The sequence below is a fragment of the Shewanella psychrophila genome (genome assembly GCF_002005305.1).
Lineage (GTDB): Bacteria > Pseudomonadota > Gammaproteobacteria > Enterobacterales > Shewanellaceae > Shewanella > Shewanella psychrophila.
Map to the genome: position 1 here is coordinate 2,052,497 of NZ_CP014782.1, position 25,086 is coordinate 2,077,582.

Consider the following 25,086-nt stretch of genomic DNA (forward strand, 5'->3'; position numbering starts at 1 on the left):
GTATATGAAAACCAATAAGCCTTATCTCAATCACTTGCTCACTCTCGAGAACCTGGCGAATCAATTAGACTTGACATCGCGCTCCCTGTCTCAGATTATAAATCGACATTTCAAACAGAATTTCTTTGAATTTATCAACAGTTATCGTATCGATGAAAGCAAACGACTCCTGGAACAAAATGAAAATACCAACACGACTATGTTACAGATCATGGAACAAGCCGGGTTTAACAGTAAAGCGACTTTCAATACTTTCTTTAAAAAAACGCTAGGGTTGACCCCAACTCAATATCGAAAAAATTACCGCCAAGCTACACAAAAAATCACTTAACTAAAACTAACAAAGTGCAGCTAGCCTGATTGCTAAAACTAGCTGCATGATAAGGAGTGAAAGTTAGCGATAAGTAAATCTCGCTTTTTGACGTATATCTTCCACCGATGATCCTAACATCACCTCAAACTCTCCAGGCTCAGCTAACCAGTTATTGGTTTTGACATCCCAAAAAGACAGGTCGCGTTGATTAAGAGTTATCGATATTTCACCACTTTCACCCGCTTTAAGTGCAATTTTACTAAAGCCTTTAAGCTCTTTAATGGGACGAGGCACACTAGCATCAATATCGTGAAGGTAAAGCTGCACAACTTCACTGCCATCTCGCTTACCTGTGTTGGTCACCTTAACGGTTACAGTCAGACTGGCATCTTCCTCGAAACTAGCCGAAGAAAGCTTAATATCACTGTATTCAAACTGGGTATAAGACAGACCATGACCAAAGGGAAATAGTGGCTTAATATTTTGCTGTTCAAACCAGCGATAACCGATAAACACTCCCTCCTTATAAAGGGACTCAACGGCATTGTAGTCATCCAGTGCGATAGGCGCAGTATCAGCAAGCTTAACCGGCAAGGTTATGGGCATCTTGCCACTAGGGTTAACATCTCCAAATAGAATATCGACGTAGGCGTTACCTGCCTCCATGCCCCCATACCAGCCCCAAACTATGGCTTTGGCCTGCTGCGCCCAGGGCATCTCTACCGCCGAGCCACCATTTAAGAAAACGACAGTATCAGGATTAGTGGCGATAAGCTTAGCAATAACTTTATCTTGACCATTGGGTAGCTTCATATCGGCTCTGTCTATGGCTTCTCTGTCATCTGCATGAGATAAGCCGCCAAAGTAAATCACCGCATCAGCCGATTTAGCCGCGGCTAAGTACTCACTCTCAGGAGTAAACAAGGCACTAGGGGCTTCCCACCCCAGAACCACACTGCCACTGCCGTTATAATTAAGTTCGAAATGATATCCTTGGCCCGCGTTGAGCATTATCGAATGTTCGATAATGGTTAAAGATTCGCTTTGATGTGTGAGTACCTGCTTACCGTCGATGGATAAGCTTGCCTGACCATCCAGTGCTAATTGTAATTTATGACTTCCTGTGGCTAGAGGCTTAATTAGAGTGCTTAGTTGCACATACTCGGCCTGTCCAGGCTCGCTGACTCGATAAGCTGAATTGGCTATCCAATCATCGGCTCTTAGTATTTTTTGATGCAGGCGATCAACAAAGCGTGTCAGCTCCCATTGGGGAGTTCCCGTCCAATGGCGAACCGCCATATAATCGGTGGCAATGGGCGACACCGCCGCACCGCTTTGTGCTCTCATTACCGTTATTTCAACCTTGTCACCGAATCTATCTTTGAGCCCTTGTACTGGTGAGATTTCATAGAGCGACTTTACTTCAGATGAACCACCACCTTGACTATGGAGCATCTCAGCATTTGGGCCTAGAACCAATATTGTCTTAATCTTGTCCTCATTAAGCGGCAGCACCTGATCTTCATTTTTTAAAAGCACAACTGCGTTAGCGATAATGTCCCGCGCCGCCTGATGATGCTCCGTAATATTGCGCTGACCGGACAAACGCTTCTTATCCATCATGCCTATGGTCAGCTGCACCCTAAGGATACGCCTGACTTTGTCATCCAGTACGGCTAAGGGCACCTTGCCGGACTCAATCATCTCCAGCAGAGGTTGAGCCAAAAAATAATCATCATAATTTTTGACATTTGTGCCCATTTCGATATCGAGACCGTTCATAGCGGCATCATAGGTATTAATATCAACATTCCAGTCGGTGAGCAAAATACCTTTATAACCCCACTCTCCTTTTAAGATATCCATTACCAAGTGCTTACTCTGGTTAACATTGGTGCCATAGTAACGATTATAAGATCCCATGATAGTTTGAGTGTTGCCCTCTTTCACTGCCGCTTCAAAAGCCGGAAGGTAGATCTCTCGCAATGTACGCTCGTCGGGTTTAGCATCGACGCCAGTACGATTAAGCTCTTGAGTATTAAGTGCATAATGTTTAACTGAGGCGGCAACATCGTTACGCTGAATAGCTTTAACTTGTGGGACCACCAGCTTAGCCGCTAAATAGGGATCTTCACCCAAGTATTCAAAATTGCGCCCGTACAATGGCAAGCGAGCCAAGTTAACTCCAGGGCCTAAGATCACATCTTTTCTGCGATGACGAGCCTCACTACCCAGCACATTACCGTGAAGGGTCGCCATTGCAGGATCCCAACTGGCCGCCACAGCGGTGAGCGGTGGAAGGTATGTCGAGTAGTCATCTTTCCAATTGGCTGAATTCCAGCTATAACGCTCTATCTCATGACGCACCCCATGTGGACCATCAGACATCCACATTTCATGGATCCCTAGTCGTTCGATGGACGCGATTGAGAATTTAGCATTGGCATGGGTTAAGGAGATTTTCTCCTCTAGAGTCAGCAGAGCAAGCAATGCCTCCACTCGCGTTTCCACTGTTGCAAGCCTCTCAGCTAGCCTTTCATCATCTTGCTTGGCCTGACTGACAGCTTGGTGAGCATCTTGTTTCTGAGGGCTGAGTTTTTGAGGGCTTAGTTCTTGAGTGTTTTGGCTATTGTTGCAAGCTGCTAGTGCAGTCAGTGCTATAGGAAGAATAATGCCTTGTAACTTCATCTGTTCGCCTTTTATTGTTATTTAAGCTCTTTCATAGCGAAAGAAAAACTTGTTAACCTAAAATATCAAACAGACTGAACACACTCGACTAAACACAGACAAGTGAGTTAATTTAAACGTTCAACTTTATACATGGAGAAAGTTGAACTTATAATCACTTGTTATTTAAAGATAAAAATATAACCTCTTCGTAATAAAATCTAGCGATGATCTATAGATATGAATATAAGCACCAAAAGTAGGACAAAAAATATCAGCCATTGGCTGATATTTTTTGTCATTCATTTCATTGAAAGCGTAAATCAAATAATAAGCTTAAACTTGGCCCATCATCATCTTGCGAACCTTGACCAGTTGCTCAAACTCAGTCATCTGCTTTTTAGACAGCTTACTGGACATAGGAATATTAGCTGTCATGGGGTTCACAGGACGACCATTAACATGGAACTCATAATGAAGATGCGGGCCGGTTATGCGCCCGGTGTTCCCTGAAAGTGCTATAACCTGGCCACGAGTAACACGTTGGCCTTTATGAACTAAGGCTTTCGACAAGTGCAAATAGCGAGTTCGATACTTATTACCATGCTCTATCACCACATACTTACCGGCATATCTATGATCAGTCACCAGAGAGACGATTCCGTCACCGGGAGCGATGACTTTAGTACCAATTGGCGTCGCGAAATCAGTACCATTATGAGGGGATATTCGCCCTGTCACAGGATGATGGCGATGACGATTAAAGCGTGAACTAATCCGGTAATTCTTCAACAAAGGAATACGCTGAAATGCACGTGACAGGCTACGGCCCTTATCATCGTAAAAGTTACCGTCGCTGTTTTGAAAAGCGGTAATATCACTGCGGCCACGATGAATCGTGATACCTAAGATATCACTGGCACCTGTAGCCGTGCCATCGATAAACTGATCATTCATCAATACCGAGAATCGGTCACCGGCACGTAGATCCCGAGCAAAATTAAGTTTCTCTTTTAGCAGGGATTCGATACGTTGGATCTCTCCAGCATTTAAACCTATCTTCTTGGCCGAAACATAGAAAGAACCATGGATCTCACCTGAGACATTACGATTGCGCCAGATCCCTTCGATATTGTTCTCTTCGACATTGTAACTACCGTCATCGAAACGAGTAAACACCACCTGACGTGCCGCAGAAAAGTAGAGTTCTAACTTTTCAAGCTCTCCCTTGTCATCGAGCCAGAACTTTATTTGGTTACCAGGCTTTAACGTATCTAATGCCAACACATTCAAGTCGGCCTCTAAAACACGATGCATGGTTTGCTGATCCACGCTAGCCTGCATGAATAGACCACTGAGCGTATCACCACTAGTGATCTGATGAATAAAATCTGGCCGTGTGATGACACTTTCTACTGGAGTAGTCGGCTTAAGCTGATCAATCACTGACTCGATATCTAAATCGATCGGAATGCGTTGTGGTAGTGATTCCTTATTCGTGGGCCATAGAATGGCAGCGGCAATAAGTAGCCCCCCGCCGAGCATGACTTTCTTGTGAAAACTAGACTCTTGTAAAGACAAGAATGCCTGAATATTCGATAGGGGTGACTTTAAAAAAGAAACCTTAAAAAATGAAAATTTACCCGTTTGCAACTTGAAGCCCCATCTTACTTATTTTGTTTTAGCACAAAAAACCGGAGCTATCCTGTCAATAAAGTGTCATCCATTATTGGTGTTAGTGACATAAGTGTTGTTATATCAAGGCATGACACACGGTTTTGTTACATTTGTATAAATTTGGATTGTTTATCCACAGGGATAAGCAATCGAGATAATTTATACCAAAATTAAGCCAAAGTACAAACTGATCGGCTAGAAAATTTTGAATAATTATTCTTAATGTGATTTTTATTGCATTAGAGCCATTCGTTTCAACAGAACTAATGCATTAGTTATCCAGCATTCAGAAAGCGCTAATCATACTACGGCAGTACTATGGCCGTTTCGCTGCCAACAGCAGTCTTTATGATATCGATGCGGGTGCCTATCTGCTCCTTCATCTCGGATACATGGGAGATCACCCCTATCATGCGGCCGGAAGATTGCAAATCCATCAAGGTGCGGATAGCTAAATCCAGTGAGTCTTGATCTAAGCTGCCAAAGCCCTCATCGATAAACAGGGTATCTAGCTTAATTCCCCCGGCATAGGCCTGCACAACTTCAGATAAACCCAATGCCATAGAAAGCGCCGCCATAAAACTCTCACCGCCACTCAGGGTCGCCACAGGGCGAACCTTAGAGGTATAAGCATCTTCGACTTCAAGCTCAAGCCCCGAGGCCTTATTGCCTTTTGCACGATCCTCTTTGCGTAACAGACGATAACGGCCTTTACTCATCAGCTGCAGCCGATGACTCGCTTCTAGCAGCACATCATCTAGCAGCACACTTAACACAAAGCGCTGTAAGCTTATCTTGTTGCCCGTCTGTCCATTGGCAACATCAGATAAAGTACCGATAACGGCGTATTCATCCTCTAACTTCTTAGCTTGTGCGTCTGCATCACTCAGCTGCTTTTGAGTCTCAATAAGTTGAGTCACTCTGCTCTGTATAGTCTGCCATCTATGCTCAGCTTCTTGTTGCTCAGTTTGGCTAGTGGATAAACCAGCCTCTATGTCTGTTAAATCTGGCTTAACTTTCCCGTCAAGCTTATCGTTTATTTGAACAAGGGTCGTCTGATTGGCGACACACTCCTTCTGGTACAGAGCTATTTCATCGGCTATTTGCTGTGATTCTTCACCGGATAACAGGGCTTGAATTAACGCCTGTTTATCACTGAATCCAGACATTGCTAATTGAGCCTCAAGCTCGACTTTCGCCTTTTCACTTTGATCTTTTGCCTGCACTAAACTGGACTCGACAGCTATCAATGCCGCGCCATGTGCCGCATTTTGCTCCACCGCTTGAGTATGTGATTGACGAATATCTTGGATCTGCTTCTTAAAACCTGCAACGCTGGATTGTGCTCGGTTAATTGCGGCATTAAGCGCATCTAAACTACGATATTCATCGGGTATTGATGCTGATGCTTGCTCTAACTGGCCCTGAAGAGAAGCGACGCGAGTTTGCACTGCTTGGTATAGCTCCCGTTCAGTCTCGAGCACAATTCTAAGCTCCTGCTCTTTGAACTGCCAAGTTTGCAACTGCAGCCTAAGCTCAGTCAGTTGCTGCGCAGCTGCATTTGCCTGACTCACCTGCTGCTGTAACAGCTGCCAATGGGATTGAAGCGACTCCAGGGTCTGAGATGCCTGTTCGCCTAGCTTATATTGATAATCACCGACTTGTCGCGACTGCTCCAGGTGCTTAGTCTTTAAACCTGAATACTCGGCTCTAGCTTGATTTAATGACTCATTTGCCAACTCTTCATTGCGCTGCGCTTGTTGCAACCCATCTTCTGTCGGCAGTATTTGCTCACTCCTGGTAGGGTTTGGATGCTCCTCACTACCACACACGGGACATGGATCCCCAGCTTTAAGCTGTATGGCCAAACTCGCCGCCTGACCGCGATGCCAAACAAGCTGTAATTGTCGATTATGAGTTTGAGCTTGGGTAAAACTCAAGCGTAACGCTTGTCCCTTCTCTTGAGCGTGTCCTAGGAGCCGCTCTGTTTTCCCCGCTTCTAAACTAGCCTGTTGCCACAGCTGGTAACGCTCAATCAAGTCGCTTTGTGAAGTGAGGGCTTGCTGAGCATTGACCTGCTCACCTGCGACTTGCTCTAACTGAGGAACACGTTGCTCGGCGGCTTGCTTATCTAAGGTTAATGCATCTAACGCTGACTTCGCCTTAGTGCCTTTATCTTTAGCTTGATTGAGTTCAAGTGATGCTGCGCTTAGCTCTTTTTGCTGGCTTTCTAGTCCCTGAAGTTGAGGGAATAAGGCATGTAATTGCAGTTCATCATTCTGGGCTTGCTGTAATTTCAGCTCTAACTCACCTAAGCTGTCGAACTTGGCTTGGCTAAGAGTTAATGCCTGTTCACTCAATTGTTTTGCAGATTGAGTCCTAGTTACCACATCTTGAGCCTGATCCAGTTCAGACTCCCTTGCCACCAGCACATCAACAACCGGCTTAAGCTGCAGAGCTTTGTGCCCACTCTCAAGTCTGAATTGGTGTTGATCAATATCCTTTTTTTTCTCGGCCAGTAATATCGCTGACTGTTTTAATTTATCCTGAACGTCAAAATCATTGACCAGCAACTTAGATGATTCAAGCCGCTTACTTATTTCAATAAGCGCCGAAGTCGCCTTATCTTTGTTCTCTAAGGCAATCGCTAACTCGGGCGATGCCAGTGCAAGCTCAGCGTTTAACGCCTCATCTGACTCGAGGGCAATATTGTGCAACATGCCATCCCGTCTATTACGATGATCACGCACTGCGGTGCGGATGGCAGAAGCCTGAAACTTGAGCTTATCTTCAATCTTGCGATAAATTTGAGTCTGAAATAGCTGGCTGAATATCTTCTCTCTGTCTTTAGAGTCCGCCATCAGGAGTTCGCGGAACTTGCCCTGAGGCAGCACCATTACCTGACGGAACTGATCAGCATCTAGGCCTGTTAGTTGCTCTATTTCAGCGGTCGCTTCTGACACCTTACTCGCCACCAGCAGATGTTCGTTACCGTCACTGTCGATACGATACAACTGAGCCTCAGGTTTCTGCACTGTGTAACCATCACCACTTTTCTTGATTCTTTGCTGCTCGGGTACCCGGCGGATGTGGTATTGAATATCACCTAAGGCAAAACTAAAAGTCACCTCAGTGAGTAGACTGTCTACAGCCAAGTCGCAGCGCATTTGACTGCCTTCACGTTCATCACCTGTGGTCTTGCCATACAGGGCAAAACAGATGGCATCCAAAAGCGTCGTTTTACCCGCACCAGTCGGCCCATTGATCAAGAATAATGGATTTGTGCCCAGCGCCGAAAAATCGGTTTCCTGAGTCGATGCGAAGGGACCAAAGGCCGACATCACCAGCTTTAATGGCCTCATGATGCATTCTCCACTTTGTGTAACTCATCAATCGCCGCGGTCATCGCCTGTTGTTGGGCCTCAGTCATTGACTCACCAAATACCTGAGAGAAGAAGTCACTGAACATATCTAACTCCCCCTTCTTGATATGATCCCGGCTTAGTTCCACTTTGCCATTATCTGCCATCAAGCCCGTACGTTCCAGGTGAAGTACATTAGGATAAACGCCTCTAAGCTTACCCATGGCATCTAAAATGGCAGTTTTATCTAACAGTCTCACCATCAGGTAATCTTCACGATTCAGATCTGTTTTTCCTTGCTCGAGTAACTCAGCCAGCTCTCCTTCGATGATACGCACATCTCTCATCGCAGCCAGTGGCAATAACTCGAAGCTCGCCTGACCTGCATCATCTAACTCGACCAAGGTGACCGATTTATGCTGATGTTGCTCACTGAAAGAGTACTTAAGCATGGAGCCTGAATACCTGACATGCTCAGCTCCCTTATACTGAGGCCCATGAAGATGACCCAGCGCCGTATAATTAAACGGAGTAAATAAGCTTGGGGAGATTTTATCTGCGCCGCCTATACTCAATGGACGTTCAGATTCAGACTCACTGCCGCCATCGAGGAAGCAGTGGCTAATCACGACTTTGGGTAAGCCTTGACTATCGTGGTCATGTACTTGCTCAAGCAATTTAGCCATCGCCTCTTCATGACTACTCAACTCACAATCGAACACATGGCGCACAGTGGCGGGGTCGGCGTAGGGCAAGCCATAAAACACAGCATCACCATTTTTACCCGAGAGAGTAATGGCTGCAATATCCTTACTCAGTGGGCCGATGATGTGTAAACCACTATCAATCATCTGTCTCGAAGCAAAACCCAGACGCTCATGGCCATCATGATTACCCGCTATCATGATAATGGGGATTTTAAGCTCATTAACGAGACGATTCACTACCTCATCGAGCAGCGCCACTGCATTGGCTGGCGGAATGGATCGGTCATAGATGTCACCGGCAATAATTACGCCGTCGACGTCATGTTCGACAGCAAATTCAACGATCTGATTTAAAACGAAGCGCTGATCGTCGAGCAGATTCTGATTATGAAGCTGCCTGCCGATATGCCAGTCAGAAGTGTGGATAAATTTCATGCATTCTCGTTTAAAAATGAGGGAGATAGTGGAGAGTTTCTATTTTGCTATAGTAAGAAAACTCGACCCTTTTCACAAGAACAAAGGCTCTTGCCAGATAACAAATAGGATCACTTGTATGAGAACACCTCTAAGTGCCTAACTGATGAATATTTTACTATTTTCCGAATAAAACATGAGATATTCCAAATTAGTCACAAAAAAATCAAATAATGAGTGCGTTTCTCACTAAAAATTGTTACTACAGGCATTCATAAGCAATTACGGTTTTAGGTATTAGGGTCATGCAGTTTTCAAAGTTTGGTGAAAAATTTAATCGTTACTCAGGGATCACCCGTCTGATGGATGATCTCAATGAAGGGCTACGTACACCTGGCGCCATTATGTTAGGTGGTGGCAACCCTGCGACAATTCCGGCGATGCAGGATTACTTTCACCAAGCAACCACTGAGATGCTTGCTAATGGGGAGCTAGTTTCGGCATTAGGTAACTATGATGGCCCCCAAGGTAAAGATAGCTTTCTAACAGCCTTAGCAGGCCAGTTACGAGATACTTATGGCTGGGATATCAGCGAGAAAAACATCAGTCTGACCAACGGTAGCCAAAGTGCTTTCTTCTATCTGTTTAACTTACTGGCGGGAAAACAACTTGATGGCAGCCATAAGAAAATACTCTTGCCTTTGGCACCTGAATACATAGGATACAGTGATGCGGGCTTGGATGATGATATTTTTGTCTCCTATCGGCCAGATATCGAGTTGTTAGATAACCGCATGTTTAAATATCATGTGGACTTTGAGCGTCTGGAAGTCGATGATTCAGTGGCTGCCATTTGTGTTTCACGCCCAACGAATCCCACAGGCAATGTGTTAACCGACACAGAAATCTCTAAGTTGGATCAGTTGGCACGTGAAAAGGGCATCCCCCTCATCATAGATAATGCCTATGGTACGCCTTTCCCTAATATCATCTTCGAAGAGGTGACTCCGTTTTGGAACAGCAACACCATCTTATGCATGAGTTTGTCAAAACTTGGACTTCCCGGAGTGCGTTGCGGCATAGTGATCGCCAATGAGACGATCACTCAGGCACTGACCAATCTTAATGGCATTATTAGTCTAGCCCCCGGAGGATTCGGCCCTGCAATCGCCAGGCATATGATAGATTCCGGCGATCTGCTGCGTTTAAGCGAAACGGTAATCAAACCTTTCTATAAAGAAAAGTCAGAGTTTGCAGTGTCTTTATTACAGCAATCTATTAGTGATAGCAGATTTAAAATTCATAAGCCTGAAGGCGCTATCTTCCTCTGGTTATGGTTCGATGAGTTGCCGATCCCCACGATGGCGCTTTATGCCAGGTTAAAGGCTCGAGGTGTATTGATCGTGCCCGGAGAGTACTTTTTCTTTGGACAAAAGGAAGACTGGGATCACGCTCATCAATGTTTGCGAATGAACTATGTCCAAGATGAAGCCAAGATGCGTGCGGGAGTTGCCATTATCGCCGAAGAAGTCACCAAGGCTTATGCTGAAAGATAAGTAAATCTTCATTCTGAACTACAGGGAGCAAACTTAGCTTGGCCGTATACCAAAGCTAAGTTTACCTTAAGGCTAGTCCCTGTATAAACTCAATGGGTGAAATCTGTTAGCTGATAGGATTATCTTCCATACTCTGTAGTTTATCCCCTTCGACAAGATGAACATTTGTAGTGTAATTAGCTGTGCTATATTCAATGTTTAGTGAAAAATACAGGCTTTGTTTAAACTCCTTTTTCACTTCTTTTGCTATTTTCTCACTTAATGTGTTGGTAAATTCTTGGTCTCGATGTGGCTTAGTTAATAAAGATACGATTATAAGTACGTGAGGGTATTTGTACTGAGAGCATGGATAGGCTCTTGATTTACATACACCAGCACTTGCATCCTGCGAGTTGATGATGAACTCTACAAGATCAAACACCTTGTTGGTATCGATATCTAAATCATCAGAGTATTTTATTTCTACATGGGGCATATTAATTTATTCCTTTTGTGCATAACAATTTATTACCGAGCCTTCTAATTTTCTCAAACCAGCCATAAGATAGAAGCTCCGCGTCGTGATTAAACCCAAGCAAACAGATCATATTGAGTCGACAGTAGCTTCACACTCATGGCGATAGACATAGTCACTACCAGTGGCTTGATGATTTTTGTTCCTTTGGTAACAACCATACGAGAGCCTAAAGTGGCGCCGATTGCCTGGCCGACAAGCATAATACCTCCGAGTATCCAAAACACCTTACCACCGATGGCAAAGAAGATGAGTGAAGCGATATTAGTCGAAAAGTTCAGCACTTTCGCATGAGCAGTGGCTTTAGCAAGACCAAAACCAGCCAATGAAACAAAGGCTAATGCGAAGAAACTACCAGTGCCAGGTCCAAAAAATCCATCATATAGCCCCACACCGAATGCAGCGGTAAAACCAAACATGACTGGTGTAACAACTTGATGTCTGTCTTCTTCGCTGATCTTCTTTGAAAACAAAAAGTAGCCACCGATGCCTAAAATTAAGAAGGGTAATAATGTCTCTAAGAAAGCCGTATCGATCATCTGTACGGCTATGGTACCGAGCGCGGCTCCGACGAAAGCACACGCTATGGCCAACTTCATTTCTGTGAGTTTCACCATGCCTTTACGCACGAAATAGAGACTGGCAAAGAAACTTCCACCACAGGCTTGCAGCTTATTGGTCGCCAATGCAGCAGTAGGGGGAAGACCTGCCCACATGAGCGCTGGAATAGTAATTAAACCGCCGCCTCCGGCAATTGCGTCGATAAAGCCTGCGAGCATGGCCACGCCGAACAAGAGTGCGATAAGTTCATAGGATAATTCGAATGGCATAAATAAATCTCACAAAAGATAAGGTCTCAATAATGGCGCTATTAGACGATATTTGCACAAGATGCGCAAAGGAGTTATCGTCCACTTAGGGTGAGATATTCTCACACAAATAGTCAATGGAGACATGATGCACTCACCTCTTCCTCCTCTCAATTCGCTCTTGGCTTTTGAATCTGCTGCAAGGCACTTGAGTTTTAGCAAAGCGGCCGACGAGCTTTTTGTTACTCATGGAGCCATCAGCAAACAGATCAAGGGATTGGAATCATTTGTAGGCGTCCCCTTGTTCATTCGTCAGCATAGAAAGTTATTGCTTACAGATGATGCCCAGCGCTATCTAACACAAGTGCAATCGGCACTGCAGACCATAAACCATGCAACCGATGAGATAAAGTCACAACAGATGCGAGCACAAACACTCTCTATCAACGTCTTGCCTAGCCTCACCATTAATTGGCTTATTCCCCGCATGGAGGAATTCAAACGGCGCTATCCTCATCTTTATGTGGATCTTTCCATCGGTGATTTTGCGGTCGATTTTAATATTAGCCGCTGTGATATCGCCATCAGAAGTGCCCAACATGAGCCGACGGACGCCAACTTTATCAAACTGATGGATGAAGATCTCTGCTTGGTTTGTTCTCCTCAAATAGCAGAGCAACTTAACACAGTCGAAGACATCAATAAGATGACCTTGCTTAAGCACACGACCAGACCTGAGCTTTGGCCGTACTGGTCACAGCAGGTTGGCTTGTCTCTGACCACAGATAAGAAATTTGGTATGGAACATTTCTATATGCTTAGCCAAGCTGCGGCTGGAGGCATGGGAGTCGCACTTATCCCAAGATTTTTTATCGAAGATCAGTTAGCCGATGGGAGCTTAGTGATCCCCTTCGATACAGGGTTCACCAGTCCCTACACTTACTACGTGCTGACCCCAAAATCGAGTAATCTGCCACTAAAAGCCCAAGCGTTTATTAATTGGTTATTAGAGATTTTTGCCCCCTACCGTAGCTCGTAGCCAGAATATTAAACATAAAAAAGAAGCTCAAACAGCGCTTCTTTTTTCGACTTTAGAGGGGGCTGAGGCCCTTTAAACTAGACTATCTACCACATCGAAGGCTTGCAGATAATTCATTCCCGGCGCAGCGTCAAACTCAAAATTTAATACCTTCATACAAGTATCGAAGGTATTCTCACCAAACCACTCCTTATCGAAAGAATTAAGTGCTTGAATAATCCCCTCCCTTCCACCGTCTCCCTGTAATGATACTGGAGTCAATGTGGAGATGAAGCTGGCAACTAAACCATAAAGGTCTTTCTCGGCATCACCTTCAGCAGCCCAGAGTTTAGGGTCGGCGTAGCGACTGGCATAGTGACTCGTCGCTATATCTAAGCCTATGCCAAAGTTGACTAAGATAGCTTTCTCTTGGTTACAGATGATATTTTTAGGACATATGGCACCATGGTAGATATCCATCTGATGCATATATTGCAATCCGCTAAGCAGCTGCGTAAACCACATCACAGGTTGCCCCAGCTGAATTTCAGGTAACTCATCCAGAGATACGCCATACTCCCATGCCCGGGCGATAAACAATTCGTCACTCTGGGGTAACTGGCCAAAACCCAACACTTTTTCTACATGGGGGTGATGTAATTTAGACAGGCTCCGATATAAGTTACTCAAGGTGGGCCATTTGGCCTCTACCTTAGTATAAATCGAGATACCACTCTGATATTGCCCCTGAATGTGAGTTGCACGCCAGAACTGGCTATTAGGCGTCGCCGCGATAAATTGCTCCAGCCTATAGTGGTGATCGATAATCGCCCCAGTAGTGACTTCTATACGCTCCGGCAGAGTATCGCAAACGCCATTATCTATCAGAGCCGACAGATCGCACCTAAGGGCATCAAGATCGACTGTGCCGCCTTTAGACGCCAAACGATACCATTGATATATACGCGGTTGTTTAGTGTGCTCGGCTAGAGAAAGGAACCCTTCTGCATAGGCTTGGATATCTTCACTGCTATTAAGGCTGTCTTTAATATCAATAAACTCGACATCCCCCAGATCAGATACAAACACACAGTTCCCTGTCCAGCCACCAACAGTATATCCTCTGCGGTGGATCTGCTGTAGGCCAGAGACCGAACGTCTTAAGATCTCAAGTAGCTGATAAGTCGTTAATGATTCTGCTTCAAGTATGTTTAGCGGTAAGCCTCTAGGCATCCTTATTGGGAGTACTAGCTGCTCACCATCCTGTATAAGCGGTGCACAATAGGGGACGCCACTACAACCACTGAGTGCTTGCAAACGCTTAAACTCAGATCGTAAACGACTCTCATGTTCCTCTGATTGATCTTTATCGGCAAACTGAGTTGGTATAAGAATTTTAAGCAGCCAAGGAGCCGTCCATCCCCCTGGGTTATATTCAGCCTGCCAGACCTCCAAACCGCTCTGGATAAATAGACATTTGAGTTTAGTGAAATCCTGGATCTTATTATTACGTTGCTCAACAAGGGCTACCTGACCTATGGTTTTAAGCACCATCTCTTTCTGCTCATCGGTCACCTGATGACTACGAGGCGCAGTTAAGCCCCACTCCTTAGTTAAAGCGGCAACGATCTGTTGTGGCGTATAGATACTCAAAGATCCTTGCTGCTTCTCCAGTTCAATCTCTTCCCCCTTGCGACCGGTAACAAACACCATCCCCTGACACCAGGGCGCATAAACTCCTACAGGGATCTTATGCTTGACGTTACCCGCCAGAACGCGAGCAACATAGTTGGCCTTGGCCAAACTGTTATCTACCTGCCTACCATCTAAAGACCAGGCATGAAGCCCCGCGTCTAAACGGCCTATATAGCCTTTAACATCGACGACATAAACGCCCCACTCGCCGATAACCAGAGCATCAACTTCCATGGCTTGCCCTGATTTAGTCGGGATCTCCACATTAGTGAGTAGTATGTAATTATCAGGCAGTTCATCGGCTAATAAGGAAAAAGCCCACCGTTCGGCATCATTGACTGGAGTTCCAAAACTTATCTGTTTTGCCATTTTACTTGGTCCTTCTGTGGCAATTGACCTATCCAGCTCATCTAATGGGGAATCGCCCATGTTAATCAAGATGGTGTCATGTAAACAACTTACCACTATCATGAATTACAGGCATAAAAAAAGCCACTCAAATGGTGGCTTAATACAAAATATCTCACATCTCATGGTTTAGGGATGAAAACGCCACGCAGTAGCATCAATCGAGATGCGCAGCAGAGCGATTAGTGCTTACACTCGTCACTACATTCGTGCTCATCATCGGCAAATTCATCATCGCCTTCTTGATGCTGCATTACACCCCAACCATCGGTGACACCACCAAACTCTTGAGCAAATGTATTGAGCTTAATTTCTTGATCGACTATGGCCTGATACTCAGGAACCATGGGAATGCAAACAATCAGCTCCCACTGGCCAAGCTCGTCATTGAGATGAAGCTCAAATTCACCTTCAAGCTCAGACTTTGCCAGCTCTTCACTGGCATATTCGGCATCTCTTTGGTCATCAAAAACAAGGAAAAAGTCGACATCGAGTTGCTTGGTCAGATCGATACCTGCATCGGCCATCGCAGCGAGCATCTTGCCATTGTCATCATCTGGGAATTGCATTTTTTACTCCACTTAATTGTTATTCAATCACCAATTAAGGTGCAGTGACTATCTGTACGGACTCGCCATTAAAAGAAACCACTTCACCAGCCCGGACTTTTTTACGTTTACGGGTCTCGACTTCACCGTCAACGGTTACCTTGCCTTCACTAATAACGAACTTAGCTTCACCGCCCCCGCCAATCATGGCCTGGACTTTCAAAATTTTATATAACTCTATGTATCCTTCACCTGGCAATAGGGCCAAGGTTTCTATTTGTGCTGTCACACGTTTTACCTTTAATCAAAATTCTTATGAGATTATAGCACCGAGCTTAGACAAGGATAATACCTATTCGCCTCTTTCATGGCTCAATAGGCCATAAGTACAATCATCAATCCAGGTATCATCGATTTTATAGTTGTCCCTGAGCACTCCTTCGAGCTGGAAGCCATTTTTTTCTAACACTTTTGCCGATGCGATATTGTCTTTCGCGCACAGGCCGATAAACTTGTGCACCTGAAAGCTTAAGCACGCCCAGTCAATGACCGCCTTCAGACCCTCAGTAGCATAACCCTTACCTTGACCTTCATTGGCTAACATATAGCCCACTTCGGCGTGGCCACAATCGTGATTAACACAATATAATCCGGTATAGCCGATAAACATATCGGTTCCGATCTCCTCTATGACCAGAGTCAACCAGTCACCGGATTCATATTGCCAGGGTGCTAATCTATACTCAAACTTTGCAAAAATCACAGACTCCTCAAGGGGACGTCTAACAAATTGATTGATAATTGGGTCTTGATGAAGCATCAAGAAATTATCCCAATCATCGGCTCTGAGACTGCGAAGCCTGAGCCTATCGGTATAGAGTTCGAGCATAGAGTATGACCTTTTGCTAATTATCCGCGGCTTGTCACTTCAAGCAGGTGATAACCAAACTGTGTCTTAACAGGGCCTTGAACTTCATTTAGAGGCGCATTGAACACGACTTCATCAAACTCTTTAACCATCATGCCTGGGCCGAAAGAACCAAGGTCACCACCTTGAGCGCTCGATGGGCAAGATGAGTTAGCCTTTGCCACATCACCAAAATCTGCACCTGCTAAGATTTCCTGCTTAAGTGCTTCACATTTCTCTTCGCTGCTAACTAGTAGATGTCTTGCTGTGGCTTGTACCATGGTGTAACTCCTAACGTTGTGGTGAATTTGCCTGCCTGTATCTAAATACCTTAGCAATGACAAATTTTAGAAAAAAATAAACCCAGCTAGTATATTGATAAAAGCTGAGTTTAAAAAGACTTTAACTTATGAAAATATGTTTAACTTATCTCGTATTTCATTACTTTTGAGTCTCTACCCAATGATGGATCTTAAGCTCCATCACAGCCATAGGCAGAGAGCCTGAGGTTAAGATCTGATCATGGAAGGCTTTTAGGTCGAACTTATCGCCTAATGCAGCTTCAGCTTCAGCTCTAAGAGAAAGAATTTTAAGTTGACCAACTTTGTAGGACAGTGCCTGTCCAGGTATAGCCATATATCGCTCAACTTCCGCGACTATGTCTGACTCAGCCATAGGCGAGTTGTCTTTCATATATTGAATCGCTTGTTCACGGGTCCAGCCTTTAGCGTGAAGCCCGGTATCGACCACAAGGCGCATAGCACGAAGCATTTCATCAGACAGCTTTCCAAAATACTGATAGGGATCCTTAAACAATCCCATCTCTATCCCTAAGTTTTCGGCATACAGAGCCCAACCCTCTTCGAACGCCGTGTAGTTACCAAAGCGTTGGAACTCAGGCACACCCGTTAACTCTTGCTTGATGGCGATCTGGAAATGATGTCCAGGGGCGGCCTCATGCAAAGACAGGGTCGTCATTCCCCACTTAGGTTGGGCTTTTAAGTTATAGGTATTGATATAAAATACGCCAGGACGAGAACCATCCACCGCAGGAGATTCATATGATGCACCTGCTGCTGACTGTTCACGGAAGCTTTCTACAGGCTTGACCACGTAATCGGCCTTTGGCATCACATTAAAGTACTTAGGTAGCTCGGCATTTATCTGATCTTTAAGGGTCATATAGCCATCGATAAGACCTTGTCGATCGGAGAAGAAATATTCTGGCTCAGATGATAAAGAGGCGAAGAAAGCCTTCAAATCTCCCTCAAATTTTACCTGCTCACGAACTTTGTCCATCTCAGATAGTATACGGGCGACTTCGCTCAGACCAATCTGATGGATTTCATCCACTGGCATCTGAGTAGTCGTGTGAGAATTTGCAAGATGTTGATACCAAACTTTACCGTTAGGTAAGCCCCACCATCCGTCGCTCGCTCGCGCAACCGGTAGGTATTTAGTCTCGAAATACTCGGTTAAGGAGGCTAATGCCGGGATTAAATCTTGATTAATAAGCTTAGTATAACTCGCAGTAAGCTCGGCCTTATCCGAATCAGAGAAGCTCGAAGGCAAGTTATTAATTGGCGTGTAAAACAAACTCTGACTCGCCTCATCAACAAGCTGAGCCTTAAGTTGAGGAATGATACGTTCCACTAATACCCGAGGTAAAACGACCTTGCTTCTTGCTCCCTCATCCATACGCTCTTGTGCAAGCTTAGTCCAAGTGATGAATCCCGATAAACGAGATGCCCAGTTATTGTAATCTTCTACGGTATTAAATGGTTGAGCGCTCTCGCCACTGCCAAGCTGCACCATACTGATAACTGTGCTGTAAAACTGATTCATTGGCATAAAACGAGATGGGAATGTTTCATCTACCAGAGCAACATTTCTATCATAGGCAAACATGTCATAACTTAACTGTAGTTCGGCAGATAAGGCACTTCTGTCTATCTTCTCTACTCTCGCAAGATAGCTAGTGTTTAAGTCGTGACGCGCCTTTAAGTACTCATTTGTCAAATCGCCGCCAAATTGATCGTTATAATCATTAACTCCAACAAATGTGGCATAAATGGGCTCAAGTTTTAGGTAGTCTTTAAAGAATTCATCCACCAATGCTAGATAAGCCTGTTCTACTGGAGTCTGATTATTTTGGCTCGCTTGCGTTACTTCAGAAGAAGCGCTTATGGCTGTTGAACCTGTATCCTTACTCACAGGATTATCATTGTCTGAACAGCCTGTGATCCCCAGTACTAACCCTATTGATACTGCTAAAAAAGCTCTTCTCATGTGTTTCTTTCCCTATATTCGTGCAATTGCTTGTTATTTTCTATACTTATTGCAAACGTTCAACATTATTTGTACTGCTATATTTATACAACTATCTCAATCTTCTTCTTTATAGGACCGAAAGGAGCCAGTCAATGATCTATTCATTTCGCAACTCAGGTTTCAGAGATCCAGAAACTGGCGTCTATAATCAAACCTACTTTATGGAGGTATTTAACCGCGAATGGCATCGCCATATCAGAGACCAGCAAAGTCTGGCTCTATTGTATCTGTGCCCGCATATACATGAAACAGTTAAGCAACCTCATCTGCTCGAATTCTTTATGAAGCAGGTACAAGAAGCCATCTTAAGAACAACAGATTTGGTCGCAAGGCTCAACAATAACAGCTTTGCTTTAGGCTTATTCAACATTGATGAGGCAGGCACTCAGATTGTGTTACATAGAATTGAAGAGAAGATTGAAATTTTCAATTTAGAATATGCAAAAAAACACACGAGTCACGTCGATTATGAGCTCGCTGGTTATACCTGCACACCAGCTAGAAATCTAAGCATTGAGTTGATTTTTAAAGATGTAGAAAGTTTAACTCATGAATTAGAATTGGAAAAACATAGACATATTGAGTTAAGACAGATGCAATAAAAAAGCCCCTTGCGGGGCTTTTAAAAACTCATGTAATCAAGAAAAAGTTACAGCGTTACGTTATGAACACGTGCCTTCTCTTTGATGTAAGAGATATAACTTTTCGCTGAACGAGCCGTCTTCTTATCCTTCGCCGCTAACTTAGCACGCGAATAAGCAGACTTATATTGCTTTAGGTTTAGATAAGCAAGTGCTAGCTCAAATTGAGCCTCACCTGGATTATCAATTCCAGCATCGAGTGACTTCTTAAGCGCAGCAACAGCAGATTTTGACTTACCGTCGAGAGAGAGAATTCGTCCCTGTCTTAGGTAGTATTTACCGTTGTTGCCCGCATCCGCAGCCTTGCCATAATATAAAGCAGCTTCTTTCAACTCTTTCGCGTTGTGATAGAAACCAGCCAAAATCCCAAGAGTCTTCTCTTCCTCTTTGATCATGCCCGATTTCATGTGCTTTTCATATATTTTGGCCGCACGGTATGGCGAACCATTTTGTGCCAATAGCTGAGTTAAACGAGTAATGTTACCCGCAGTCTCAAGAAAACCATTCTTATAAGCAAGATCATAAGTGGCTAACGACTTAGTGTACTTTTCAGTCATCAGATAAAACTGAGCTAACTGAACCCAAAGACGTTTATCGTCCTGGAAAAGTGGCACCATGGTCTCTAGCACTTTTACCGCTTCTGGATACTTCTTCTGGTTGAAGTAAGCCGTCAGCTTCATCTGATACAGACCTTTATCAGGCTTATCTGACAGTCCTAGTCCCTTGTTAGCGACCTCAAGAACCTTGTTCCAGTTCTTCTGTTCTGAGTAACCGATACCTATACGACGATAGACTTGAGCATCCTCTTTACAGGTAAACTCCATCCATTTGTAATAATAAGTGATCGATTCTTTAAACTTCTTCTCTTGAATCAAGAGATCAGCATAAAGTCTCAGAGTTGCAGCATGATCGGTTCCACCCAAGATATCCGCATCGACAGCAGTCTTAAGATACTTGATTGCCGTACCCATCTGAGCTTTTTCGGCGTAGAAATTACCCAACATACGGGCTATATACGCTTTATCGAAATCGTTCTTAGGGTTGGCTTCAAGCAAGATTGCGATAGCGCCGTCGAGGTCACCTTCAGTGTAAGCTTTGAAAGATTTCTGCACTTTTTTAGCTGCACTTTGACCAACGGCTTTAGACTTACGTTTCTCGATAGGACATTTCTCGGCAGCAGATGCTGCCGGAACTAGTGCAAGACTACCACCAAAAGAAAGTAATAAAGCTGCTGCAATGCTAGTTGATTTAAAACTAAATTTTCGCATCCTTATCTACCTCCTTTATCTAGGGTGAAGTCCAACTGAACTGTCATACCTTTCTGCTTAAGAGCCTTACCGTCAACAATCTTTGGCTTGTACTTCCACTTTTTAAGTGCGCGCCTTGCTTCTTTGTTGAACAAGCGCTTAGGTTCAGCCTTGATAATTTTAACGTCTTCAACACCGCCGAGTTCGTTAATCGTAAAGCTAAGTTGTACCCAACCTTCTTTACCATCACGTGCTGCAGCTATTGGATACTGAGGCTCGATTCGTACGATAGGTGTAGCATCACCATCTCGCGTCATCATGTTGCCTAGTTTGAAGCCAGTATTTGCACCACCAGCATCAACACCACCCATGTTAAATGACATGTTCATATCTACATCAGATGAACTATCAGGCGGAGTCGTATCCGGCTTAGGGGGTTGCTCTGGCGGCGTAGGCGGCTTCGGCTTTACCCTTGGTTTCTTCTGTGCTGATGCATCATCTTTGTTCATGGTAATTTCAATGACAGGTGATTCTGTCGAGGCATCGTGGCGGGTTGGACCGCCACCTACCAAAAATGCCATGAAAACAAACAAAGCAAAAGTCACAGCAGCACCAATTATCAGTGATACTATTCCTCTTAGCATATTAATCAGCCCCCGCCGATACAGATATCTTATCGATACCAGCCGCTTTCACGTTATCCAATACTTTAACCACTAAGCCATGCTTGGCATCTTGATCAGCTTGAATAAGTACAGCAGCTTCGGGTGCTTCTGCAAGCATACGTTCAACGTTTGCAGTTACACGCTCGATATCAACCTGACGGTTTTCCATCATAATGACGCCAGTCTTGCTCACACCAATAAAGATGTTAGCTGAAGGCTTCTTCGTCGCTTGCGACGCCTCAGGCTTGTTATAATCAAGGCCTGATGGCTTAACAAACGATGTTGTTACAATGAAGAAAATAAGCATGATAAACACGATGTCGAGCATCGGTGTCATATCAATCTCAGCTTCCTCGTCTACGCTTGAATGCTTTCTACGTGCCATAATCAATCTCTCTCTAGTGGTGCGGCAGGCTGTCTTTTAGCTTTTCTAAACTGATTTTCATTTTAGCGTCAAGACGAGTACTGAAGAATACTCCTGATAACGCTGCAACCATTCCCGCCATTGTCGGCATGGTTGCCATTGAAATACCAGCCGCCATCATACGAGCATTACTCGTGCCATGAACTGCCATCACATCAAACACTGATATCATACCGGTTACGGTTCCTAGAAGACCTATCATAGGACAGATTGCAACTAGCGTTTTGATAAGCAGCATACGTGCCGTTAAATCTTGCTTCGCTTGGGATAACCAAGCTTCACGGATGCGGTGTGCATACCAAGAGGTCGAATCCTCCCGTGCTTCCCATGCCGTAATGATTGCTTTATGTTCCTTTGGTGATATCCAATTTAGATACCAGTAACGTTCAAGCATCAATACCCACATGACAAACAATACACCAGCAACTAGCCAGAGGATGTCGCCTCCGGCAGCCATGAAGCCCCTGACGGAATCCCAGATATCCATCAGGAATAACATTAGGCTTTCCTCTTCTCAGCGTGTGATGCAACGATTCCCGCACTCTGCTCTTCTAGAACCTGTACGATTGACTTACTACGTGCAATAACAACGGCATGCATTAGCATTAGCGGTAGTGCAGCAACTAGACCCTGAACTGTAGTCATAAGCGCCATAGAGATACCACCAGCCATCAGCTTAGGATCACCCGTACCGAACAACTGAATGCTCTGGAAGGTCGCGATCATACCGGTTACGGTACCAAGTAGACCCATCATAGGCGCGATAGCCGCTAATACCTTGATGATAGAGATACGAGTCTCAAGTGCCGGAGTTTCTTTCAGAATTGCTTCATCAAGTTTCAACTCAAGAGTTTCAACATCGACATCTTTGTTGTCTTGGTATGCTTTAAGTACACGACCTAATGCGTTGTTACCTGGATTATCTAAGTTCTTACGCTGAGCCTTAACTTTAGCGCCAACAACACCAAGGGTAACCAAACGCTCAATAGAGATTAGAGCACCAAGAATAAGCAGGGCGATAATGATGTAACCAATGGTTCCACCCGCTTCGATACGCTCTTCGATTGTCGCCTTCTGAGTAAAGATGTTCAGTAACACACCTTTAACTGGGTCAATGTAGAGTTTAGCGACGCCAGAAGTTGTATCTTCAAATGAGCCAACAGTCTTAACTTGATAACCATCAGGTTGCTGAGAAAGCTCCTGAATAAGGCCAAGGTCAGCGTTATAAACAACATACTCACCATCAGCTAGAAGGTTGAATGTACCAACACGAGTAATTGTCGTGTTACGAACACTGCCATCAATCGCAGTTACAGCACCTTCAAACTTTACAACCTTTCCAGATTCAGCCATCTCAAATAGCTGCTCTTCCCAGAAACGCTCTAGCTCATCAATTTTCGGAAGCTGCTTACGAGCACCAAGATCAGCGATGAATGCTTCACGGCCTGGATACTGAGCAGTGATGTTAGAACCAGCTAGCTTACCAGCGAAATCACCAGCATCACCTTTAACAACACCGAACATCTCACCCAAGTCACCTTGAGCCGTCTTCAAATTCTCTTCTAACTCGCCAATCTTGCGCTCGTTATCGAGGAAAGCTTGGTTAAGGTCTTTGCCACGCTGTCTTTCGGCAGCTAAAGCATTTTTTTCACGTTTAAGTAGAGCCGCTTTATCGCCACGCTCATTTCTAAACTCTTGCTCACGCTTCTTGTTTGTCTTAGACGCATTAGCACGATCTGTCTGAACCTGCTTAAGCAGCTGATCGATTGTCTTAGGCGCATCTGCTGCACTTGCAATACCTGAAGATAGAGCCAGGGTTGCAGCAACGATAGCTGTAGTAATTAACTTCTTCATTATTGTGCAGCCTCCGCAGCAGGAATTGGTAACGAGAATAGATCCGGTGCAGCTTGTTTACGTGCTATACGGATACCTTTAGTGATATCACGTAGATAGCTATCAGCTAGCGTATCCCAACCTTTAGTGTCTTCGTTATATACCCAACCAGTCTTTCCATCTAGACTCAGTGCATATAGAGCAACACGGCCTAAATTGAAGAAGTCGACGAGTATTTCTTTACCATCAATCTTCAACTGACCAGTCTTAACGGCAATGAAGCCACCATATTCACGCTCAATGCTATATGCATCAAGGATGAGACGATATTTCTCAGCCAAAGTCACTTCTGCACTATTAAGAAGAGTCTTGAGATTGTTTACACGCTCAACACGAGTCTCTGTGTTGAAAGGAAGATCCAGAGCCACGAACTGCTCTAGTGCATCAACCATCTTAAACATAAGAGGTACAACACCTTGACGAAGAGTATCTACGCCATTGATGTCACTTTGAATTAATTTCATAGTTGCTTCTTGATCTGCGACCAGACCTGCAACGTAATCGTTATAAGATTTCAGTGATTCTCGCTCATCTGCAACTGAACCATACTCGAACACCATGTCCTGAGCTTGGTCAAAGTACTTATCTACTTTCTTTTGAGATGTTGCAGCTTCAGTGTGAATTTTGCTGTCAGCCTTCTGAACGTCAGAAAGAGGATCTGCAATCACTAAGTTTGAGCCTGCTAAGGCTAATGCGCCTACGAGCGCTGTAGCGATTTTTGTTTTATTGCTTACCTTGGACATAGTTCCCAACCAATTTGAAGTAAAATTAAAAAGGTTTAACTTATTAACAACATGGAATTCCGCTTATGTTTGCGATAATTTCCTGCTTATAAGTATGTCTTTCTCTTGTGATTGTTAATTATTATCTTATTTTTCTACACCGCAAAGGTGTAGCACCGCTGGCATCATTTCACAAAATGTTGACCTGTGTCAACAATTGAAACGGTCTAAAACTAGTGGAAAAAGGCACTAGAGGGGGAAAAAGCGGCAAAAGGCAGATTTTTGAACAAATACATAAAAAACATATTAACAACTCTGTGCACCATAGAGAGCAAATAAAGACATAACCACCTGATTAATTGAAGTTTAACCATAAAAAAAATCACCGTTTAAATTTAACATACTGTTAACCTAAACTAGTTAAACCAATAAACAATCTCACTATTTTTATTCGAAATTCACGAAACTAATGATTTTTTAGCTGAATTGACCTAACCAATTACACGAAAAAAAAACACCCCCTCCCCAAGTCACACTTAAAGCCGAATAAGAGACCTAAGTCACATTG

22 protein-coding genes are annotated in these 25,086 nt (G+C 44.2%); 4 read left to right on the top strand and 18 right to left on the bottom strand.

All coding sequences use genetic code 11. The annotated features are described in order from the left end of the window. Positions 1-4: 4 nt before the first annotated feature. Complete coding sequence (locus sps_RS28775; protein ID WP_237158037.1) at positions 5-331, top strand: helix-turn-helix domain-containing protein; 327 nt, start codon at positions 5-7, stop codon at positions 329-331. 63 nt (positions 332-394) lie between these two features. Here sps_RS28775 and sps_RS08965 read toward each other — a convergent pair whose 3' ends face one another. The 4 genes from sps_RS08965 to sps_RS08980 all read right to left on the bottom strand — a co-directional run bounded on the left by sps_RS08965 (position 395) and on the right by sps_RS08980 (position 9,161). After that, positions 395-3,001: a glycoside hydrolase family 3 C-terminal domain-containing protein gene (locus sps_RS08965; RefSeq protein WP_077752217.1), complete on the bottom strand. Its 2,607-nt coding sequence runs from the start codon at positions 2,999-3,001 to the stop codon at positions 395-397. Between the two features lie 315 nt (positions 3,002-3,316). Further along, positions 3,317-4,633, bottom strand: a complete 1,317-nt coding sequence (locus sps_RS08970) for a peptidoglycan DD-metalloendopeptidase family protein (RefSeq protein ID WP_077752218.1) — start codon at positions 4,631-4,633, stop codon at positions 3,317-3,319. A 329-nt stretch (positions 4,634-4,962) separates the two neighbouring features. Beyond that, a complete protein-coding gene (locus tag sps_RS08975; RefSeq protein WP_077752219.1) occupies positions 4,963-8,019 on the bottom strand; it encodes an AAA family ATPase in 3,057 nt (1,018 codons plus the stop codon). Beyond that, the gene (locus sps_RS08980) at positions 8,016-9,161 is read right to left on the bottom strand and encodes an exonuclease SbcCD subunit D (protein WP_077752220.1); all 1,146 of its coding nucleotides are present in this window, start codon (positions 9,159-9,161) and stop codon (positions 8,016-8,018) included. The genes sps_RS08975 and sps_RS08980 overlap by 4 nt, the downstream gene beginning before the upstream one ends. A gap of 284 nt (positions 9,162-9,445) precedes the next feature. Here sps_RS08980 and sps_RS08985 point away from each other — a divergent pair, with 284 nt between their 5' ends. Continuing rightward, a complete protein-coding gene (locus tag sps_RS08985; protein ID WP_077752221.1) occupies positions 9,446-10,696 on the top strand; it encodes a valine--pyruvate transaminase in 1,251 nt (416 codons plus the stop codon). 106 nt (positions 10,697-10,802) lie between these two features. Here the strand turns inward: sps_RS08985 and sps_RS08990 are convergent, their stop codons facing one another. Together sps_RS08990 and sps_RS08995 are read right to left on the bottom strand one after the other, a co-directional pair. Further along, positions 10,803-11,171: a tautomerase family protein gene (locus tag sps_RS08990; protein ID WP_077752222.1), complete on the bottom strand. Its 369-nt coding sequence runs from the start codon at positions 11,169-11,171 to the stop codon at positions 10,803-10,805. A gap of 89 nt (positions 11,172-11,260) precedes the next feature. Further along, a complete protein-coding gene (locus tag sps_RS08995; RefSeq protein ID WP_077752223.1) occupies positions 11,261-12,040 on the bottom strand; it encodes a TSUP family transporter in 780 nt (259 codons plus the stop codon). Positions 12,041-12,167: 127 nt separating this feature from the next. Between sps_RS08995 and gcvA the strand changes: the two genes are divergently transcribed. Beyond that, a complete protein-coding gene (gene gcvA / locus sps_RS09000; RefSeq protein WP_077752224.1) occupies positions 12,168-13,058 on the top strand; it encodes a transcriptional regulator GcvA in 891 nt (296 codons plus the stop codon). Positions 13,059-13,130: 72 nt separating this feature from the next. Here the strand turns inward: gcvA and sps_RS09005 are convergent, their stop codons facing one another. The 6 genes from sps_RS09005 to sps_RS09030 all read right to left on the bottom strand — a co-directional run bounded on the left by sps_RS09005 (position 13,131) and on the right by sps_RS09030 (position 18,884). Then, the gene (locus sps_RS09005) at positions 13,131-15,101 is read right to left on the bottom strand and encodes an NERD domain-containing protein kinase family protein (RefSeq protein WP_077755617.1); all 1,971 of its coding nucleotides are present in this window, start codon (positions 15,099-15,101) and stop codon (positions 13,131-13,133) included. Positions 15,102-15,322: 221 nt separating this feature from the next. Further along, positions 15,323-15,709: a ribonuclease E inhibitor RraB gene (locus tag sps_RS09010; RefSeq protein WP_077752225.1), complete on the bottom strand. Its 387-nt coding sequence runs from the start codon at positions 15,707-15,709 to the stop codon at positions 15,323-15,325. Positions 15,710-15,743: 34 nt separating this feature from the next. Continuing rightward, positions 15,744-15,977: an RNA-binding S4 domain-containing protein gene (locus tag sps_RS09015; RefSeq protein WP_077752226.1), complete on the bottom strand. Its 234-nt coding sequence runs from the start codon at positions 15,975-15,977 to the stop codon at positions 15,744-15,746. Between the two features lie 63 nt (positions 15,978-16,040). Then, the gene (locus sps_RS09020; protein WP_077752227.1) at positions 16,041-16,577 is read right to left on the bottom strand and encodes a GNAT family N-acetyltransferase; all 537 of its coding nucleotides are present in this window, start codon (positions 16,575-16,577) and stop codon (positions 16,041-16,043) included. A gap of 20 nt (positions 16,578-16,597) precedes the next feature. Further along, complete coding sequence (locus sps_RS09025; protein WP_077752228.1) at positions 16,598-16,876, bottom strand: peptidylprolyl isomerase; 279 nt, start codon at positions 16,874-16,876, stop codon at positions 16,598-16,600. A gap of 160 nt (positions 16,877-17,036) precedes the next feature. Then, the gene (locus tag sps_RS09030; RefSeq protein ID WP_077752229.1) at positions 17,037-18,884 is read right to left on the bottom strand and encodes a DUF885 domain-containing protein; all 1,848 of its coding nucleotides are present in this window, start codon (positions 18,882-18,884) and stop codon (positions 17,037-17,039) included. 134 nt (positions 18,885-19,018) lie between these two features. Here sps_RS09030 and sps_RS09035 point away from each other — a divergent pair, with 134 nt between their 5' ends. Then, positions 19,019-19,528 (top strand): diguanylate cyclase domain-containing protein, encoded by a 510-nt coding sequence (locus tag sps_RS09035; RefSeq protein ID WP_077752230.1) that lies wholly within the window; start codon positions 19,019-19,021, stop codon positions 19,526-19,528. 47 nt (positions 19,529-19,575) lie between these two features. Here the strand turns inward: sps_RS09035 and sps_RS09040 are convergent, their stop codons facing one another. From sps_RS09040 to sps_RS09065, 6 genes are read right to left on the bottom strand one after another with little or no spacing between them, the layout of a single operon-like run. Continuing rightward, positions 19,576-20,835, bottom strand: a complete 1,260-nt coding sequence (locus tag sps_RS09040) for a tetratricopeptide repeat protein (RefSeq protein ID WP_077752231.1) — start codon at positions 20,833-20,835, stop codon at positions 19,576-19,578. Between the two features lie 2 nt (positions 20,836-20,837). Next, the gene (locus sps_RS09045; protein WP_077752232.1) at positions 20,838-21,458 is read right to left on the bottom strand and encodes an energy transducer TonB; all 621 of its coding nucleotides are present in this window, start codon (positions 21,456-21,458) and stop codon (positions 20,838-20,840) included. Position 21,459: 1 nt separating this feature from the next. After that, positions 21,460-21,864, bottom strand: coding sequence for an ExbD/TolR family protein (locus sps_RS09050; protein WP_077752233.1), 405 nt, complete (start codon positions 21,862-21,864; stop codon positions 21,460-21,462). Positions 21,865-21,877: 13 nt separating this feature from the next. Continuing rightward, positions 21,878-22,402, bottom strand: coding sequence for a MotA/TolQ/ExbB proton channel family protein (locus sps_RS09055; protein WP_077752234.1), 525 nt, complete (start codon positions 22,400-22,402; stop codon positions 21,878-21,880). Further along, entirely contained in the window at positions 22,402-23,757 is a 1,356-nt protein-coding gene (locus sps_RS09060; protein ID WP_077752235.1) for a MotA/TolQ/ExbB proton channel family protein, read from the bottom strand. The genes sps_RS09055 and sps_RS09060 overlap by 1 nt, the downstream gene beginning before the upstream one ends. Next, positions 23,757-24,539: a DUF3450 domain-containing protein gene (locus sps_RS09065; RefSeq protein ID WP_077752236.1), complete on the bottom strand. Its 783-nt coding sequence runs from the start codon at positions 24,537-24,539 to the stop codon at positions 23,757-23,759. Before sps_RS09065 ends, sps_RS09060 begins: the two co-directional genes overlap by 1 nt. Positions 24,540-25,086: the final 547 nt, after the last annotated feature.

Excerpts from the sequence above, each read along its gene's own strand:
- sps_RS09020 (WP_077752227.1), bottom strand. The coding sequence starts at position 16,577 with ATGCTCGAACTCTATACCGATAGGCTCAGGCTTCGCAGTCTCAGAGCC.
- sps_RS09045 (WP_077752232.1), bottom strand. The coding sequence starts at position 21,458 with ATGCTAAGAGGAATAGTATCACTGATAATTGGTGCTGCTGTGACTTTT.
- sps_RS09050 (WP_077752233.1), bottom strand. The coding sequence starts at position 21,864 with ATGGCACGTAGAAAGCATTCAAGCGTAGACGAGGAAGCTGAGATTGAT.
- sps_RS09065 (WP_077752236.1), bottom strand. The coding sequence starts at position 24,539 with ATGTCCAAGGTAAGCAATAAAACAAAAATCGCTACAGCGCTCGTAGGC.
- sps_RS09035 (WP_077752230.1), top strand. The coding sequence starts at position 19,019 with ATGATCTATTCATTTCGCAACTCAGGTTTCAGAGATCCAGAAACTGGC.
- sps_RS09025 (WP_077752228.1), bottom strand. The coding sequence starts at position 16,876 with ATGGTACAAGCCACAGCAAGACATCTACTAGTTAGCAGCGAAGAGAAA.
- sps_RS09005 (WP_077755617.1), bottom strand. The coding sequence starts at position 15,101 with ATGGCAAAACAGATAAGTTTTGGAACTCCAGTCAATGATGCCGAACGG.
- sps_RS09055 (WP_077752234.1), bottom strand. The coding sequence starts at position 22,402 with ATGTTATTCCTGATGGATATCTGGGATTCCGTCAGGGGCTTCATGGCT.
- sps_RS09040 (WP_077752231.1), bottom strand. The coding sequence starts at position 20,835 with ATGCGAAAATTTAGTTTTAAATCAACTAGCATTGCAGCAGCTTTATTA.
- sps_RS08975 (WP_077752219.1), bottom strand. The coding sequence starts at position 8,019 with ATGAGGCCATTAAAGCTGGTGATGTCGGCCTTTGGTCCCTTCGCATCG.
- sps_RS08980 (WP_077752220.1), bottom strand. The coding sequence starts at position 9,161 with ATGAAATTTATCCACACTTCTGACTGGCATATCGGCAGGCAGCTTCAT.
- sps_RS09060 (WP_077752235.1), bottom strand. The coding sequence starts at position 23,757 with ATGAAGAAGTTAATTACTACAGCTATCGTTGCTGCAACCCTGGCTCTA.
- gcvA (WP_077752224.1), top strand. The coding sequence starts at position 12,168 with ATGCACTCACCTCTTCCTCCTCTCAATTCGCTCTTGGCTTTTGAATCT.
- sps_RS08990 (WP_077752222.1), bottom strand. The coding sequence starts at position 11,171 with ATGCCCCATGTAGAAATAAAATACTCTGATGATTTAGATATCGATACC.
- sps_RS28775 (WP_237158037.1), top strand. The coding sequence starts at position 5 with ATGAAAACCAATAAGCCTTATCTCAATCACTTGCTCACTCTCGAGAAC.
- sps_RS08985 (WP_077752221.1), top strand. The coding sequence starts at position 9,446 with ATGCAGTTTTCAAAGTTTGGTGAAAAATTTAATCGTTACTCAGGGATC.
- sps_RS08965 (WP_077752217.1), bottom strand. The coding sequence starts at position 3,001 with ATGAAGTTACAAGGCATTATTCTTCCTATAGCACTGACTGCACTAGCA.
- sps_RS09010 (WP_077752225.1), bottom strand. The coding sequence starts at position 15,709 with ATGCAATTCCCAGATGATGACAATGGCAAGATGCTCGCTGCGATGGCC.
- sps_RS09030 (WP_077752229.1), bottom strand. The coding sequence starts at position 18,884 with ATGAGAAGAGCTTTTTTAGCAGTATCAATAGGGTTAGTACTGGGGATC.
- sps_RS08995 (WP_077752223.1), bottom strand. The coding sequence starts at position 12,040 with ATGCCATTCGAATTATCCTATGAACTTATCGCACTCTTGTTCGGCGTG.